This is a genomic window from Photorhabdus machadonis, from assembly GCF_052657765.1.
This window is the reverse complement of sequence record NZ_CP199761.1, coordinates 1,027,505-1,045,953: the sequence shown is the minus strand read 5'-3', so window position 1 is coordinate 1,045,953 and position 18,449 is coordinate 1,027,505. Positions and strand designations below refer to the sequence as shown.

9 protein-coding genes and 1 pseudogene are annotated in these 18,449 nt (G+C 46.2%); all 10 read right to left on the bottom strand.

Annotated features, from left to right (window positions below; translation table 11 throughout):
* Positions 1-68 precede the first annotated feature (68 nt).
* On the bottom strand, positions 69-1,817 hold the full coding sequence (locus ACUN2T_RS05015; protein WP_445496524.1) for an aminotransferase class III-fold pyridoxal phosphate-dependent enzyme: 1,749 nt from the start codon (positions 1,815-1,817) through the stop codon (positions 69-71).
* A 50-nt stretch (positions 1,818-1,867) separates the two neighbouring features.
* Positions 1,868-3,568, bottom strand: a complete 1,701-nt coding sequence (locus tag ACUN2T_RS05010) for a beta-ketoacyl synthase N-terminal-like domain-containing protein (RefSeq protein ID WP_445496523.1) — start codon at positions 3,566-3,568, stop codon at positions 1,868-1,870.
* A gap of 42 nt (positions 3,569-3,610) precedes the next feature.
* Complete coding sequence (locus tag ACUN2T_RS05005) at positions 3,611-7,684, bottom strand: SDR family NAD(P)-dependent oxidoreductase (protein WP_445496521.1); 4,074 nt, start codon at positions 7,682-7,684, stop codon at positions 3,611-3,613.
* A complete protein-coding gene (locus ACUN2T_RS05000) occupies positions 7,677-10,955 on the bottom strand; it encodes a non-ribosomal peptide synthetase (protein WP_445496520.1) in 3,279 nt (1,092 codons plus the stop codon). The genes ACUN2T_RS05005 and ACUN2T_RS05000 overlap by 8 nt, the downstream gene beginning before the upstream one ends.
* 113 nt (positions 10,956-11,068) lie before the next feature.
* Complete coding sequence (locus tag ACUN2T_RS04995) at positions 11,069-12,820, bottom strand: SDR family NAD(P)-dependent oxidoreductase (RefSeq protein WP_445496519.1); 1,752 nt, start codon at positions 12,818-12,820, stop codon at positions 11,069-11,071.
* A gap of 156 nt (positions 12,821-12,976) precedes the next feature.
* On the bottom strand, positions 12,977-14,293 hold the full coding sequence (locus ACUN2T_RS04990; RefSeq protein WP_445496518.1) for a condensation domain-containing protein: 1,317 nt from the start codon (positions 14,291-14,293) through the stop codon (positions 12,977-12,979).
* A gap of 645 nt (positions 14,294-14,938) precedes the next feature.
* Entirely contained in the window at positions 14,939-16,417 is a 1,479-nt protein-coding gene (locus ACUN2T_RS04985; protein WP_445496517.1) for an MFS transporter, read from the bottom strand.
* A 50-nt stretch (positions 16,418-16,467) separates the two neighbouring features.
* On the bottom strand, positions 16,468-17,073 hold the full coding sequence (locus ACUN2T_RS04980) for a DUF1062 domain-containing protein (protein ID WP_445496516.1): 606 nt from the start codon (positions 17,071-17,073) through the stop codon (positions 16,468-16,470).
* A gap of 332 nt (positions 17,074-17,405) precedes the next feature.
* Positions 17,406-17,631: pseudogene (locus ACUN2T_RS04975) on the bottom strand (bifunctional metallophosphatase/5'-nucleotidase); the annotation flags it as partial.
* Positions 17,630-18,400, bottom strand: a complete 771-nt coding sequence (locus ACUN2T_RS04970; protein WP_445496515.1) for a ribonuclease T2 family protein — start codon at positions 18,398-18,400, stop codon at positions 17,630-17,632. The gene ACUN2T_RS04970 and the pseudogene ACUN2T_RS04975, both read right to left, overlap by 2 nt.
* Positions 18,401-18,449 lie beyond the last annotated feature (49 nt).

Genomic DNA, 18,449 nt, shown 5'->3' with positions numbered 1-18,449 from the left:
TCAGCACAGCCAGAGGGTAAGATGCTTCACAATTCGATAATTTATCGCTTACAACAATCTCGTTTGATCTAGCTATATCGTGGAAGAAGGTGATTTTCCTCAAGTTCATCTAAGCTATCCACAAATGCCAAATAAACTTTTTCCAGATGGGTGTCATCGTGTGCATCAGATATAAACCAGCATCGCCACTCCCAGATATAAACACCTCTCATCAGCAGGTTGTAGTAAAGCAAATCCAGGTTGTCACGATGAATTAATCTAAAAAATGAAGAGAACGATCTTGCCTCAATGGGAACCTGGCGACTTAAGAACAGACGATTCAAACGTAGAACAAACGATTCAGTACGCTGCGTCAGTGCCTGAGTAAAAGATTCCCCTCTCCTCTTGATCTCCAGCAAAGTGGCTTTCGCTGCAACCATGGAAAGTGGATGTTGAAAATATGTTCCACCAAAGAATGTCGGTTCCGCTGCCGGAAAACTGTCATCGTTGAAATTCCAGTTTCCACCGTCAATCGAATCAAGCATATTTCCCCTGCCAGTAATCACTCCCAACGGCATTCCACCCCCTATCGTTTTGCCATAAGTCACAATATCAGCCTCAATCCCAAATAACCCTTGGATACCGGCAGGGTGAGATCTGAAACCCGTCACGATTTCATCTAATATCAACAGAATATCTAAGTCACGGGTCATTTGGCGCAAACGTCTCAAGTAATCTGGATTACTGAGACCAGGGTCACGCGTTGGTACAGGTTCTACCAGCACAGCCGCAATTCTGCTGCGATTAACTTTGAGAAACTCAATAGCGTCATTGGAACCAAATTCAAACACCGAAACATCAGCAACCATATTCTCAGGTATGCCCACCGAAACGGGTTTTGTGACATTGACTTCATCATATTCACTGGCTTTAGCCAGTACTGCATCCCAATGCCCGTGGTAACTGCTGGAAAAAAGCACGATGTGATTTCGACGAGTGATCGCCCTTGCTGCCCGAACCGCATTCATGACCGCTTCCGTTCCACTATTCACAAAAGCAACACGATCCATGCCAGTCATCTCTTTGATAAGTTCAGCCACTTCCAAACCTATCTCATGCCGGGTTCCCAAACCAAAACTGTTGCTTATTTGCTGAGTGAGCGCTTGAGTAACGAAGGATGGGCTATGCCCAAACAAATGTGCTCCAAATCCCATCGTCATATCAATGTAATCATTACCATCAATATCCTGGACAACCGCCCCCTCAAACTTAGTGCATACAATCGGGTAAAGAAGCTCCTTTATGGAGGGTTTAAATCCAATACCAGAACGGCTATCTGCAATATTTTTACGTACCGCTACCGAATGCGTTTTTGATTGAATCGTTCGCTCGTTATACCTAGATATGAATGAAGCCAGATATTTTCTTCTCTCCTCAGATTCGATAGGTGGCGCACTTCTCGACATCCATTGGAAAATGCGTTCTGTCTTAACCTGTGGAATATCTATCGCATCTGCCTGATCAAGCGTTATTTCTTGGTCAACCAACACTTTTTGGGGTTGAATTGCCGAATCATTATCTCCCCCGGCACTTTTTTTATCTGCCATCAACACATATTCACTGAGTTGACGAACCGTTTGTAATTCTGCAAAAAACTGCCGCACTGAAAGTCTTATACCAAATCGTTTATGGATGGGATCCAGCACTTCAAATAATAAGAGTGATTCCGCACCCAATTCAACCAACGGTATTTCCAGTTTTATCTCTGCTCTCGGTAAACCAAATGTTTCTGCAAAAATAGTTATTATGTCTCTCTGAATAATTTCAATATCACTCATATCAACCTCACCTTCCTTAAAATGAAGACGATCTCTACCGTGTTTACAACTCAAATTACCATTCTTTCAAATGGATAAGTCGGAAGCGGGAGCCGTTTGCGATGCTCGTTCTGGTAAAAAATATTCCAATTGATATTTTCCCCAGCTTGCCAGGCAGAAGCAGGCGAAATATAGGCATCTTGCAGTTCGATCAATTCGGGAGCCACCACAATCGCCTTATCTAACAGACCTGATAGCAGTTCATGGATATCACGGGCGACAATCACCTTTCGTCTTGATAAATGTCGTCGGCCCCGCTGCAAGGTAAATGCAACATCAGCGATATTCACCTCTGGGCACTGCTCAAGATATTTCGCCAGATCCAAGATTTTGTGCGCTAACGCCGCCTCAGTACGTGCACTCAGCGGGATCAGATGGGCCGCCTCAAGGGAAGGCATATCAGGTTTTCTCGCCGGTGGCCCGGCAACCACAACATGAACATTTGTGCCACCGATTCCAAATGAGCTAACCCCGGCAATTCTGGCGGAATCATCACTATTCCAGATCGTGGATTCGGTAGGGACATAAAACGGGGATTCAGGATCTCGAAGTTCAGCGCAGGGAGATTCACAATTAATTGAAGGAGGAATAATGCCTGAATTAACAGCGTAGATGGCTTTTATCAGTCCGGCGATACCCGATGCACAATCAGCATGACCAAGATTGGATTTAATCGAGCCTAAAGCACAAGCTCTGGCAGAGACGCCTTCAAACACTCGCCCCAACGCACGTAACTCAATCGCATCACCCACTGGCGTACCGGTTCCGTGCGCTTCGATCAAACCAATCTGATCGGCCCGTACATCAGCAGCAGCAAGCGCACGACGGATCACCTGTTCCTGCCCTGAAACCCCCGGCGCACTATAACCCGCCTTAACAGCGCCATCGTTGTTTATTGCCGATCCTTTGAGAACCGCCAGAATAGGTTCACCATTGAGCAGAGCATCCTCCAGACGGCGCAATACCACGAATGCCGTCGCATCAGAGAAAATCGTCCCGTCAGCTCTCTCATCGAACGCACAAACGCGTCCTGTCGGAGACAATATGCCGCCATCATGGTAAATATATCCAACATGAGCGGGATACCTGACGCAAACACCGCCAGCCAGAGCCATATCACTTTCACCTAACAGCAGGCTGTTACAAGCCATGTGTACAGCGACAAGCGAGCCTGAACAAAAAGTTCCTACGCTCACAGCCGGTCCTAAGCAGTTGAGCTTGTACGCGACACGAGTTGCCAAGGCATCAATAGAACTTCCCCCAAACAGCAGCATTGTGTCAGCCGGAGAATTGTTCAGCGTCGGCACATTTGCGTGCCAGGTACTTTGGCGAGAACCCACAAAAACTGAACAGAGTCCCGCGTCCGCACCGCTTGAATAACCGCTCCGTTCAAGCGCCTCATGGCAAACCTCCAAGCAAATCCGTTGTTGGGGATCCATTTTCGACACTTCCCTTGGCATTAGTTGAAAATAGCCATAATCAAACTTTTCTGGATCCTGAAGGTACGCACCACGCGGAACGTAATGCAATTCTCTTGCCTCCGCATTAACGCCCCTATCATGAAGTTCTGCATGGGTATAACCAGAAATCAGTTCCCGTTTCCCTAAGATTGCGTCCCAAAGCTCTTCACTCGAATCCGCATTAGGAAAACGCCCAGCGATGCTGGTAATCGCGATATCTGTTGAATAGCGTATTTGTGTTTTTGACTTCATTCTAATTACCTTTCCCGAACAAGTTGTTCTTGCCGATTTAAGCTACAGCACACCACCTTCAATTCGCTTTTTCTTTACCTGCATCGCAAGAGATACCACGGTGCTGGATTCGAAAAGATCAACCATAGATACAACAACATTAAAATGAGTGTTAACCTGTCGCACCAATTCAGCTCCCACCAATGAATCGCCCCCTAAATCGAAAAAGTTCGATTCATGATCAACAGGACAACGCAGTACATCACACCAAATAGCCGTCATATCATCGATAATGGCTTCGTCTGATGTCGCAGGAGACGTCATGACAGGCTTCTCTGCATCGCCTTGAAGTGGCATTTTCACAATCTCGTGCAACCGTTCGTTTAAAGGTATGGTAGAAACAGCAAAACGGGGCTCTGCATGGCATGCGGCAAAAATAATATTCAACGCATTAACGACATCGGTATCACGTAAGGGACGAGCACGATTTACGCTGTATTTGAAGCTATTTGACGCCTCCCAACCCTCCCATCCATCCCAATCAATTGAGAAATAGGGTTTATCCACACTGTGCATTGAAGAAAATGCCGCACAGGCTTCGTTTGAAGCGGCATAAGGAGCAAGACCCAAACCACCAGCGAAAACCGATAGAGACGAGATAAAACAACCGAATCGCAGAAGACGATCAGCAAATATTTCATGCAAAACAACCGCCCCTTTTCGTTTTGGATGCATTAGTTTTTCCCAGTCATGATGGTCCGAATTTTGCAACCACTGGATCGCGGCCTGACCAGAAAGCCCGGCAGCATGGACAAAACAATTCGCTTCACCCAGGATGGGTTCCACCCGGGAAAGTTCTGCAAGCACACCCGTTTTGTCTGTCACATCGGCGGTAATAACTTCAAAGCTAGCGCCAATATTTCGCAATTCCGCTAATCGTTGACGCTGCAACGTATCAGACTTGGTGGAATCTATGGGTGTCTGAACGAGAAGGATAAGTTTCGCGTTAAACTGCGTGACAAGATATTGCGCAATACCAAAACCAACCGTACCCAATCCCCCCGTCACTAAACAGATCATTCCAGGTGAAATTGCCCGGCTGACTGATGGGCTGACAACCTCAAAATAGCGCTCCCACCGCCAGCCTTGACGTACCCCAACGACTTGCTGGTCACCGGCAGTGAAAAGTTCAGCCACGATATGTTGGGCATGATTAAGACGGCCAATTTCTTCACCAGGTATGTCTATCACTTTCACCATCATGCCTGGCAATTCCTGACTGATCGCAGAGATGGATGCAAGCGCAGTGGCCCGTTCGATAACCCGTGGTTCGCCGCCAGTAATATCGATAAAACCGTGTCCCAGCAATGTCAACGAAATGGCTTTATTGCCAACTTGGGAAAACGCTTTTACCCTATTAAATAGCGTAAATGGGAAACGATCTTCCTCTGTCCGCACGTCACAATCTGGCGGGATATCACCCAAAATGAAGAGGATATGATCGGGTGTATCCGCTGGCGGTTTCTTTAGCGTGAGCATTAAATGCTGCACACTTGCGGTATCGCCAAAGTTGACTGTGAGCTCTGTTTCATCGAAAGGCGTGACACGGTTCTCATGCACCTCAAACACGCTCTGTCCCAGATCACGCAGAACATCAGCGATCGGACAAACTTCGTTACAGCTTTTATCATATAAAATCAGCCAATTACGCTTATCTACTGATGATACAGGCGATAAACGCCACGTTCGTTTCCAGCGTTCAACATAAACACCGACGGAGCCGTCAACAATTTCAGGGCTTGCCACTGGCTGATCAACATAAAGTTGTTGCTGGTGCTCTGTCTCTGCTGAACCTGTATACCAGCACCGCCGACGTTGCAAAGGTTGAACCGGAAGCGGAATACGTGAAACAACTTCCCCGCCTCTTAATACAGACCAATCGATAACCAAGCCACGTTGCCATAACTTTCCGATCAGCTCGACTAAAGCCTTGTCATCCTCTTCACGAACGGCATCCAAACGAATAATATTTTCAGCGTTTGAAACTATTTCAGAGAAACGGTCAGATGAATGGCTAAAATCTAATATCACATCGTTTGCAGATATAACCTCACTCTCTTGCCGTAAGATCGGAAGCGCTCCATCCATCAAGATGGCTTTTACATTATTCCCATCAACCACCCCATGATGCCTGGACCAAAAACCTCCGGGCAATACCACACGCTCCCGAGTGACATGCCGTGACACATTTCCCAGCAACTTATCAACGACTTCAGGCAATGTCAGCATGCCCAATGAGCAGGCAACGGCAAGATCATAGCGGCTATCGGATTTGATAAATATCGGCGTCGACATCATTCTCTGCCAACAATGGATAGCCGCGATCACCGCCACGATATTGGCAACCTTCCCCTTGTTACCATCACTTTCTGCCATGTCAGTGATGTCAATGCTATTGATGTCATAGGAAAGATCCGCCGGTAATTCAGCGAGTAACCTATCCACTTCTTGCCAATAGCCAGGCATCTTCACGGATAAAGCGGAGCGAATACCCGCCCCAAGCGCAATCACCAAGCGTTGCGGTTCAGAAACTTGTGCGGTGACGGTGAGATCCGTGCTTCTGATGCTGTCGATCAACATTTTCACATCTTTAGCATACAAACAGGCTCGGTATGGCTGCGCTGCGCGTCCTTCCGCATAGGTAAAAGCCACTTCATCAATATGCGTATCAGGTTTAGCCTCCAGCATGTTCGCCAAACTTGTACTCAATGTATCCAACGCATTGGCACTACGCCCTCCCAACGGAATAGCTCGCCAACCAAGTTTACTTTTGCCTGATATTCGTGCCGGCGCTTGTGTCAAAATCATATGAACATTGCTGCCACCGGCACCAAAAGAGCTGACTCCCGCCCGTCGTGGCCCTTTCACAGGCCAGTCGATGGGAGTCGTGTTGATAATGAAAGGACTGTGTTCAAGGTTCATCACAGAGCTGGCTCTGCTAAAAGTCGGATGTGGGGTAATCGTGCCGGTTTTCAGTGCCATAATCGTCTTTGCCAACCCCGCAAATCCTGCGGCAGCCGCCAAATGACCAATATTAGCTTTGATCGATCCTAACGCACAAAATCCCTCACGGTCAGTACCCTGACGGAAAGCCTGACAAAGCGCGGCATATTCGACCGAATCCCCAAGTGGCGTCGCAGTACCATGTGCCTCGATCATTCCTAATTCATCCGGCTCAACCCCTGCAATCATCTGAGCATCCAAAATGAGTTTTCGTTGTCCATCAACACCCGGCGCGGCAAAACCTACCCGGGCAGAACCATCATTATTCGCTGCGGAGCCAAGGATCACGGCATGAATGGTATCCCCATTTTTCATAGCCTCATCTAATGGCCGAAGAGCCACAAGTCCAGCCCCATCACCAAAGAAAGTGCCCGATGCCTTCTCATCAAATGGTCTGCAATATCCATCCTCTGAGAAGATCATATCACGCTGATAAAAATAGCCCGGTCGGGAATAAGCATGCACAGAAACCCCACCGGCGAAAGCAATCTCACACTCGCCAAGCAAGAGGCTTTGTATCGCGGTATGAACCGCCGTCAATGATGTCGAACAGCCCGTCTGAACCGTCATACTCGGCCCGTCAAAACCGAGTTTGTATGAAATTCGTGCCGGTAGATAATCCTTATCATTTGTCAGCATGAGCTCTGTCCCCATTAACGAAGCCAGATCACATTCAGATCCAATGACATTGGGTAAATAAGTATTCATTGAACTGCCGGTAAAAACACCGATACGGGGGCGGCGGAAAGGATGACCATAGCCAGTCACTTCCGCCAGCTCCCATGCACACTCAAGAAGAATCCGGTGTTGAGGATCGAGTAATTCAGCCTCTCGCTGGCTTATCGAAAAAAAATCCGGATCGAACAGATCGATATCCGGCAAACATGAATCGACAGGCACATAATTTTTTGCAGTGACGATATGCTGGGCGACGCCAAAACGGGCAAGCTCTTCCCGGCTGTATCTTTTTGCCAGAATTCGGCCCGCGACAAGATTATCCCATAGCACATCCAAACTATTAGCCAGAGGTAACCGACAAGTGACGCCAATGATAGCGATTGCATTCTCAGACATCTTGTTCCCCTTTCAATGATCTTCTTGAATTCAGTGTTTTCTGACGTCGCGTTTGGGAAGATTTATCTGCAACTTCTGCCAGTGTTATCAGTTGCAGAGGACGCAAAAGGTCATTAGCCAACAGGCGGATAGTCGGAAAGCGGAATAAATCTGAAGGGAGCAATGCACTGCATCCCGGTAATTGTACGACATGCGCATGAATCTGCATCAGTGCCAATGAATTACCCCCAATATCAAAAAATGCGTCATCCAGTCCGACGGTGGTTCTCCCCAACACCTCACACCAAATCTTCGAAATCTCGGCGAAAACCGAGTCAACAGGTAACACAGGGACAGGTCTTAACGAACTGATATCCGTCAACTTCCCCGCTTTAATCAAATCATTTAACGCTCTTCGATCAACTTTGTTATGGGGATTACATGGCAATTCATCAGCCAGCATAATCCTGCCGGGCAACATGTAGATGGGGAGATAAGCTCTGAGATGATCACGAATGGCAGACTCTTCGGGTAAATTGCGCTGACTCGCCGGTACCAATATTGCCACTAAACGATCTGTGTCCTCGTGAGATTCAACGATAACGGCAGCATCCGCAATAGCATGATAGCGATTGAGACAATCCTCAATCTCTGCAATCTCAATTCGATAACCGGCAACTTTGACCTGATTATCCACGCGACCACAAAAATGAATTCGTTCCCCGTCCCAATACGCCAAATCACCGGTTTTATAAATACGTCCATTATCAATATAGGGATCGGGAGTGAAACATTGAGCAGTTAACTGTTCGAGACCAACATATCCCCTGGCGACACCACGGCCGCCAATGTAAATTTCGCCGACCTCACCCATCGGAGGTGTTTGCATTGAGGTATTCAAAAGATAGACAGTTGCGAAACCTAACGGTTTACCAATCGGGATCACATTGTAGTCGGTCAGTGCTTCAGTGACCTTCTCCACTGTGGTGTAAACTGTTGCCTCCGCTGGACCATACATATTCCACACTGTCCACTGGCTATTCAAATAAGGCCGGACAGTGGCACTGAGAAGTGCTTCACCACAAATGACCCAATGTTTTATCGCATAAGCTCTTGGCTGACTCTGAAACTCAGATAGCAGGTTTTTCAAACTGGCCGGCGTCTGTGTGACGATAGTTACCTGTTCCGCTGCTATAAGATCCAGAAGCTTGTCAGGTTGGCTACGTATGTCATCAGGCACAATGACTAAAGTGCCACCAGAGCAGAGGGAACCCCAAATCTCCCACACAGATAAATCAAAGCTGGCGGCATGGAACCAGGTCCATATCTCTCCTGGCACCGGTGCCAGGTAGTGGTCCATTGCATTGAGAAAGGCAATGACATTGTGGTGTTCAACATCAATGCCTTTAGGGGTACCCGTAGAGCCTGACGTGAAAACACTATATGCAATCGAAGAAAATGTACAATAATCAACCCTCTCTACAGCACATTGTGGTTCCATCGCGGTCATTATCATCAGATTAGCCATAAACGAATAATCTGAGTCAACATCCGCGTTAACAACAATGAGCTTCATCTCTGATTGTTCGACAATCCTCTCCAGACGTTTCTGTGGCAGCCTGGGATCTAACGGTACATACCCTGCGCCAATACGCATAATCCCAAGCATCGTCACCACGGCTTCCAGTGAAGGCAATAATGCGACCCCCACCCGATCGCCCGGCACGACCCCATTTTGCATAAGCCGGGCAGCGACTTCCAATGACCAACGCTGCAAATCCAGATAAGTTAATTTATCGACACCACAACGAATTGCTACGGACGCCGCTTGTTGCACAACCCGTTGATCGAAAAGCGAAACGAGGGTTCGGTTCGGTATCTCAGGCAGCCTATCCGTATTAAGCGGACCGGATGGAAGATTATAATCCTCTGATTTTGGTGCCAACAAAGCGCTAATCTCCCTATCAGGCTCCGCAATCAGCATTTCAACCACTTTCTCGAAGCGCTCTGCAAATATCTGAAGACCTGAATGTGAGAAAAAATGTTTGTCCCCTTTGAGCTCACATCTTAATTGGCAATCAGCATCCAAAAATAACAGTTCAATATCAACCTGCCCTTCCTGCTGACAAAGCCTGAATGGGGAAATAGCCCGCCCCGCCCATAAAACCGAAACAGCCTCCTCAGCCATCGCCAGCTCCAACTTCAACCAACGCGACTGCCCTACGTGTCCCAGCATATTCACGGCGGTCTGAAACAACGGGTTACGCCCCTCATGCCGCTCCACAGCAAGGTGATCAAGCATTTGGCTAAGACAAAAATTTCGATGATCAAGGGCCGATAACGATCTTTCTTTTGCAGCTAATAACAGATGATGAAATGTTCGATCAACGGACAAACGTATAGGTAATACATTAAACAGACAGCCGATAATATGTTGATGAACCGAGTCACGCATCGACACCGGCACACCCATCACAACGTCTGACGTTCTTGTCTCCTTGACGATGTAAGCCCCCCATGCCGCTAACATGACAGTAAAGACCGATCCGCCTATTTGCGCCGCAAGCTGCTTTATTTTTTTGGTGGTTTCTTCACCGAGATTAAAAACCACAGACGACTGACCACTATGGCCTTTTCGCCAAAAACTATTCCATTGCAGTATTGCCGGCGGTTTCTTTAGACACTCACTCCAATAAGTTTTCGATTCCGCCGCCGCTTCACTCTGGTAATACTGTTGTTCCCGAGAGACATAATCCTTGAAAACTTCGGCTGGCTGTAACCAAGCATCACAATCTTCACCAAGTTCAGCCAGATAAAAATGCTCAAGTTGATCCCACATCAGACCCAGTGAAGTAAAATCTGACACAATATGATGCACACACATCAGTAAAACGTGCTCTTCGGCACTGATCACATAGATACCGAAACGCAGACATGACTCTTCTTCTAACTTAAAAGGAATAGCATGAAAATCCTGAACTGCCTGTTTGAGGGCATTCTGGCTCCATTCCGTTGCATCGAAAACCGCCAATGCCGGCGGCAAGTGTTCGTTAATAACAAGCCTTGGTTCGCCGTTCATGTTCACGAACGTGCTTCTCAATGTGGCATTTTTGGAAACCAGTCGATTAACCGCATAGCGAAAAGCATCAATTTGAAACGATCCGTGAATACGAAAAGCCTGAGCAATATTATATCTGGCATCGTCAGGAGCATAATTGGCAATGAACCATAAAGCTCTCTGCTGCATGGACAACAACTCTGCATCACCAGTCTGTGGGCAATCTTTATACATAACGTGTCAAGCTCCATCAATACTAAACAGTATCCCCACCCTCCGGCTACGCCAGCCTCGTCACGGAAAGGGCAAGGTTTGTGCTTGGTGTTACTGCATCAGCCAACGGCTCGTCAGAAATAGCGCTTCAACTTTTCAACAACTTCGGCAATGCTACAGTCGTCAAAAAAGAGTGATATGGGGACTAATTTCCCAATGTTTCCTCGCAATCGTTGAACAATCGCAACCGCTGACATGGAGTCCATATCAATGTCACTCAACTTCGTGTCGGCGGTGACTTCGCCTCCTGCAACAAGTTTTTTCAGCTCTTCTATCACTATTTCCGTCATCGCATGGCGTTGCTCCTCATGCGAAGGTTGACCAGACGCGACCATAGCGTCATCACTTCGGGCAGAATCCAAAGCGGTCTCTATATCATTCACAGGATCTTGAGAGTCAATCAGCCTCTCCAAAGCAACACGGCTAAAGTTTCCGGCAATCAGCCCTGTATAGTGATGAATACGCTTTCTGGTAACGATATCCATGACATCTTTGATATCAAGGAGCGACAATCCCATTGCTTCAAGTCTGCTAAGGTGCAACGGATTAAGACGTGTAGTCATCCCACCACGCCAGGGTGCCCACGCGATAGCCGTACCGGGAAGCCCAGTCGCCAGCCGATACCGCATTAAAGAGTCCACAAATGAGTCTGCGGCGGCATATGGCCCCTGCCCCGCAATGCCAATAGTCCCTGCTAATGAAGAAAATGCGATGAACCAATCCAGGCTTAACCTTTGGGTAGCCAGGTGCAAGTTCCAGATTCCGGCAATTTTCGGACGGAAAACTTTTTCAACCGAACGGCGGCTTAATGTGGCAAGCATTCCATCTTCTGCAACACTTGCCAGATGGTAGATTCCCCGCAAGGGGGGACCCGCTCTATCGATACGCCGCAACACCGCCTTGACATCCTCAATATCGGCTACATCCCCCTGGAACAAATAGAGATTGAAGCCCTGCGCTTTCAGTTGCTCAGATTCGGTAATCAAATTAGCTGGCGGAGCAGAGCGTCCCATCAGCGTTACATGCCTTGCCCCTGATGCAAAAAGATTCGTGGTCAGCATACGCCCGGTATCGCCAAACCCTCCGGTAATAAGATAGTTTGCATCCTGCTTTATTTCGGTCTTTTCATGGCTAAGGGCTACAGATCCAACCTGACGCTGCAAAATGCCCTGATCATCAATGAGAAACTCCCTCTTCCCACTCGCCTGTGTCATGATGGTAAGAGCCGAGACGATCTCTTCGTCCCCAATCTGTTCAACAGGTAAATCAATCAGGCTGACTTCAACTGAAAGATACTCTTTCGCCATCACACGGCCTAATCCCCATAAACCACTACCAGACAAACCTACCGCATCAAATTGCCCGCCAAACACCTGTACACCTTGGGTAAGGATCCAGAGTTGCGATTTTGCCTCATGACGGCATTCAGCAACTTTGTTAGCAATAAGACGTAAACTTTCGAATTCGTGTAACTCATGAGCCACAATGTCTGAAGCGCTCAAGAGCTTCTCGTGGCCGGCTAAATAGAGCAATGTGTCTGTGGCTTCTATCGCGTCAAGTTGGGAAGCCAAATCTGCATCAAGATCAATGGTGACAACATCAATTCCCTTAGCCTCAAACAATCCCTTCACATTGTGAGCAAAATCGGTATTTCTGCTAATAACCGTACATTTAGTTAATAACGGAGCGTTTGGAAAGACGGCATGCCATTTCACCCAATTCAGATTGAACAGTTGAATGCCACTCTCGTCCAAATCAGGAAACAAGGGATCACGCATAACGGGTTGGCTCGGTGACACTTCACGCCCGTGAATTTCTTGACTCATCAATATTTCCCCTTACTCAAACGTGTTAGCGAACAACGCCAACGCTTCAAATAACCAGGCAATGCATCCATATCAAAATCCTCTCAATAACGATCAGATCCAGAGAACAGCCGTGCTACTGATGAAACGATAAAAGACGAAAAACGGTAGGGTATGCTATTGAAAACCAGAGTAAAACGGCAGTTCAACTCCAGACTCACCGATTGTTTCCAACCAAAGAGCCATCAAACGGGATGGTAAAAACTGAAGATTACAATCTGGCCTGGAAGAAATTGTGACATCCATTGTACTGGCATATATCTCTATATCCATGCTCAATGGTATGTCTTGCGCATCTTCATCCGGCTTGCCAATACGTATTTTTTCAGGGGCCAGTTCATAGCCGATAACATGAGGCGATCGCCGTTGATCACCAACGAAATTGAAAGAAATCGCAGGAAGTTCTGGCCAGCCAAATGAAGAATCAGACACAAAGTAGGTGGCGGCATAATCTGCCGCTTTTTCCATCGCGCCATTCAATTCTTGTGCCATGTGCTGAAGGGTACTATCCAGTGATAGATTCGGATCAAGATGAAACTTAACGGTGATCGGAAATGATACTGATCCGACAAGATTAGAAACTGAGGTTTCCCAATAACCAACAAAATGAGGGCTGACCCACATCAACATATCCAAACTGCCTTTCCCGAAGACAACCGCCAGAGCCTTTAACCAACTACCAAGCAGCAAATCTGCAACACTGACACGACGTTGCTGGGCTAACCAGCGTATCCTCTTTAACACCTCATCATCAAGCTGCCTGAATTCTGTAACGGCCTCCGCTAATCTGCTAATGGGAAGTGACTCAACACACTGCTCACCGAGAATATTAAGTGTAGTCTTTTCAATCGCTCGTTCAGTATTGGGGATAACCGCTTTTGCAATTTGCTTATGCCGTTCATACAGCTCGGCGCAAAATTGCTCATAATTAGTGGCATGTTCAAGAGCAAGAGGCTGACCATTCACAGACATTCTGTACGCCTTTGAGAGATCCCGCCATAAAATCCGGCTGGAAATGCCATCACATACCAGATGATTGAATATCAATACCAGCCTCTGCTCACGGGCACAATCGCCATCAAACAGGCAATAACGCAACAGTGGAGGCGTTGCCACATTCATCGTGGCTCTAACCTCAGCGATATAATTTGATATTAAACGCCGGCGATCATCTTGACTGCCTGTTAGCTCTCTGACTTCAAAAACCTGGTGCAAAAATTCACTGCTGGGAGGCACAAAGTCCATTTCCATATTCATGCCATTACCGATAAATCGTGCCCTCAAAACAGCATACTTATTCAACAGGTATTCAATCGCCACCCTAAGATGTTCAGGCGCCAATCGCTCCAAGGGCATTAATACTTCACCGACACATAACTGATCAATTCTCAGTGAATATCGCAAGTCATATAATTGCCCTAACTGAACACGCATAACCTTCACCTTTTCATTGCAAGCCCTAACGGGCGGAGACGAAAATTAAAACGTTGTGCCTGCTCCATACTATCCTGCATACAAGCTAGTTGGATAACACAGCGTTTACTTTTGACTACCAGAGAAAGCGAACAGGCAGAGTAAAAACGAGAAACGATAGCTTACCTACCCTGTATAGAATGATCATTAGCGCCATTTGCTACAGTAATAAACAACATAGTGACGGTTTTAAAAGTAGCAATAAAAAAAGAAACCTCCACAAATCAATCCAAATATTTGAACTGAGCTAAAATAATTAAGATATTATTACTATTAAATAAGTATTCTTATTAATAAAAACGAGTGATGAGCTAATCAGCCAGTCAGACCCCCCCTAGACATCGAAGCACACTCACCGATCAGAAGAGAAGAAGCCACAAAAATGTGGCTTCAAACCGCTGACAGCCCTTTAGGCTGTTAACTATCCATCTCCCGCCTAATCCTAAAAGTTCGCTGCACTCTCAATGAGAATTGAAGTGGGAGAATTCCGCAGTTTTGTTAAAAAGCAATCTGCGAAACCAATCTATTCACCTATTTCACCAAGTTACATCCCCTCCGCTTTGATTCTATTATACCGACTACGAATCGAAGCATGAGAGAAGTCACTCAGGAGGCCCGGCGAAAATTGAACCATACCAACACAGCCATCGCGATAAGAAACAGGGATGAGGCCCCCATCACAGAAAAAACGGCATCGTCGAACGCTGACCTGGCAAGGTTTGCAAGAGCCACTCCAGCATCAGGTGCCATTCCTTCCGCAGCGAGTAAAGCGCCATCAATACCCTCTCTGGCAACATCATTAACGGGAGAATCAGCCGGAAGTTCAAGGGAATAACTATAGACAGCCGACATGATGCTCCCCATTATCGCAATGCCCAATCCACCGCCCAACTCATAGGAAACCTCTTCAACGGACGCTGCCATACCTGCCCGATTGGGTGGTGCAGCCTGCATGATAGTACTGGACGCAGCGGTCATTGTTGCCCCAAGACATGTTCCCAGCACAAAAAAGCAAATTACCTGCAAAAACAGAGGAGCTGAAAAACTGGCCATGAGTGCAAGTATGGCAAAGGCATACATCAACAAAGAGGAAATGAGCAATCGAGCACTACCCAAACGAGGAAGAATCCAACCACTCACTGGACTTGCGACAATCGCGCCCAATGAAAATGGCAGAAAATAGAGCCCAGATTGCAAAGGTGTTAATGACAATACAAGCTGCAAACGCTGGCTTAAAACCAGATTAATCCCCATCAAACAGGCGGAAGCCACCAACCCGGCAATGACTGCCGACGAAAAAGCCGGGCTTTTGAAAATGTCGAAATCAATCAACGGATGCACACTTCGCTTCTGGCGTCGAATGAATAACACCAGAAAACCTATCACCAGAGTGAAAGTAACAAGTATCCCGATATAGGAGGGATCTCGCTTGGCGAGCTCCTTGATGGCATAGGCAAAACTGATCAATACAACCATGATCTGCAATGAACCAACAAGATCCCACGGATGAGACGAATCTGTCTTAGACGTTGGGACAAACAACCACGACAAGATTAATGCCAAAATCACAATAGGAACATTGATGAGGAATACCGATCCCCACCAAAAATATTCAAGCAATAAGCCTCCTATAAGTGGCCCTACTGCCGCGCCTCCAGAGGCAACTGCTGCCCAGATCCCAATGGCAAATGATTTCTCGTCTTCATCATCGAATGTTAAGGCGATAATCGACAGTGTAGCAGGCATCATCGTTGCCGCCCCTAACCCTAACAATGCCCGGGAAACAATCAGCATTTCCGATGAATAAGAGTAGGCTGCCACCAACGATGAGCATCCAAATATTATGAGACCACAAACCAGCAACCGTCTATGCCCGACGCGATCCCCCAAAGTACCCGCACCCAACAACAACCCAGAGACGACAAGAGGGTAGATATTTACTATCCATAACTTCTCCGTTGTGCTCGCGCCCAAACTGTGGGTCAGGCTCGGAAGCGCGGTATACAACACTGTCATATCGACAGCAACCAGCAATAACGCCGCTGAAACAGTAGAGAGCACCCACCATTTCTTTATAATATTCATTTCACTCATCCATTCTTACTTTTATGTCATCTCCGGAAAACCAGATTAATTCAGACAAAATTATTATCAGACTCTTGCAATAAATCGTTAACATTGATGCTAAGAGTGATATCACGCTTGAGCTTTTTATTTAATTCAACGGTTGTTACCCCCTGAATAGCGCCTTGATCAACGAGCTTAGTCACTCGGCTACGTGACAACAAAAATTTCTTCGTCAGAATTGAGATAAGTCTGATGGGAATGGGATATTCAAGCTGAATCGTAATTTGTACGGCCTGTGTTTGAGCCAGATCCCGAAGTTCTTTACCTTCTATAATAAAGTCAGGGGAATCGCCAAGTTCAGCTCTGTTTTTTGCCAATATTCGATAATCAAAGGCATATCGCCGAATTTCATCTTGATCGTTGTGCAAAAATCGTTCATACAAGTCGCCATCCAATTTATTGACATTGACCCTTGAAAAAATATCAATATTCCAAGTGTAATCACACTTTTCGCATTTATAGATGCTCCACACATCCAACACTTTTTTTTGCGCATTAACCCTGAATGTACCTGCTGGATAAAACTCCTTTTTCACCTCACAGCCAGGGCAACGTTTCAAAATGGCCTGATAGCCTACAGGCCTCACTAACCATGTAACATTTCTATTTGTCATGATAGATCCACGTTTTAATTGGTTAAGTTACGGCTAAGTTGGTCAATTTAAAATCTAAATTTGATGATATTCTATAACATCAGATCTTGAAACTATTTATCAATTCGTTGCTTAGGTGACTTTAGTGTTTTTATTTCAGGGAGCTGTGGATAAAACGAGGAAGAATCGGGATGTGGTACGGTAGAACATCCGTTCCCCATTTCTACATCCCGCTCAATAAGCCAGAGGTACAATTCATTTAAAACTATATCATCTGACATTATTAACGAAATAACCCAACAAAAGTAGGTTGTTGGGTTATTTTTCATTCACATCAACAATGCGAGCTTGTTTAGAATCTCTGGCGTACCTTCCAGAGTCAGGCCAATAAAGGCAACCGGAATGCCCTTAAATTCTTTGATGACATATTCAGGAAACAGAGTCTTACCTGTTTTCGTTAACTGTTACGTTTGCTGCCAGATACTGAAACTTCGCACCAGTAAATGGGTTTGATCCCTGACAACCCGTCACCGGATGGCAACCCCCATTCTGTTTACGCAACAGTTCGTCTTTACCTTTATAACTCACGTTTCGGACAGTCAATCACGTCGAAATCTTTGCTGTAGCAAATGTAAAATTCATTATGATTTATCTGGATGGTTTTACCTTTTAATGACGGGTTATTTTCCTGAAGGAACTTAATCAACTGCTCGTTAGACAGACGATCCTTTGGCAATACCAATCCGTTGAACAGTTCTTGCTGTTTACTAAAAAATTGATCTGGAGTTTCAAACGCACAGGCGCCATGCTTTTCCCACTCGGCTTGCAGCAGATCTACACCTGGAGAAGTACACAGATAAGGTTTAATCGCCTGATAATCCAGTGATGGCAAATCACCCTTACACAAACGTGGATGTTTACGGATATCAGACCAGTCACGACACTGATTCATTGATTTACCATCACAGGTTTGCGCCCACAGGCCATGAACTATCCAGCCAAATTTGTTTTCTGAGAAACATTGCAATGAAAACTTTTCATATTCACGCTGCGCTTTGGCAATTTGGTTATTCTTTTTCAGTTTATTAATCTCATTCTCTTTGTTTTTACAAAATGCCGGAGAATAATTAATCGCCAGTTTGAAGTAATCTGTAGAGGCTTTAGCGTTCTGACCATAACGGTCATTTTTAGCAACGTAGTCATAATTTGCTGGTGGATTAGCGGGCAATAAACAGGAAATAGCGTCTTTCGGTTGTGGTTCAAAAGAATCAATCATTTGTGGTTGCTTCGCACAGCCGACAACCAATAAAACACATACTGCCGGTAATAAGTTAGAAAAGCGCATCATCGTTCCTCATGGGAAACTATTTCCCTGTTGAAAGGTAAACAAACAAAAA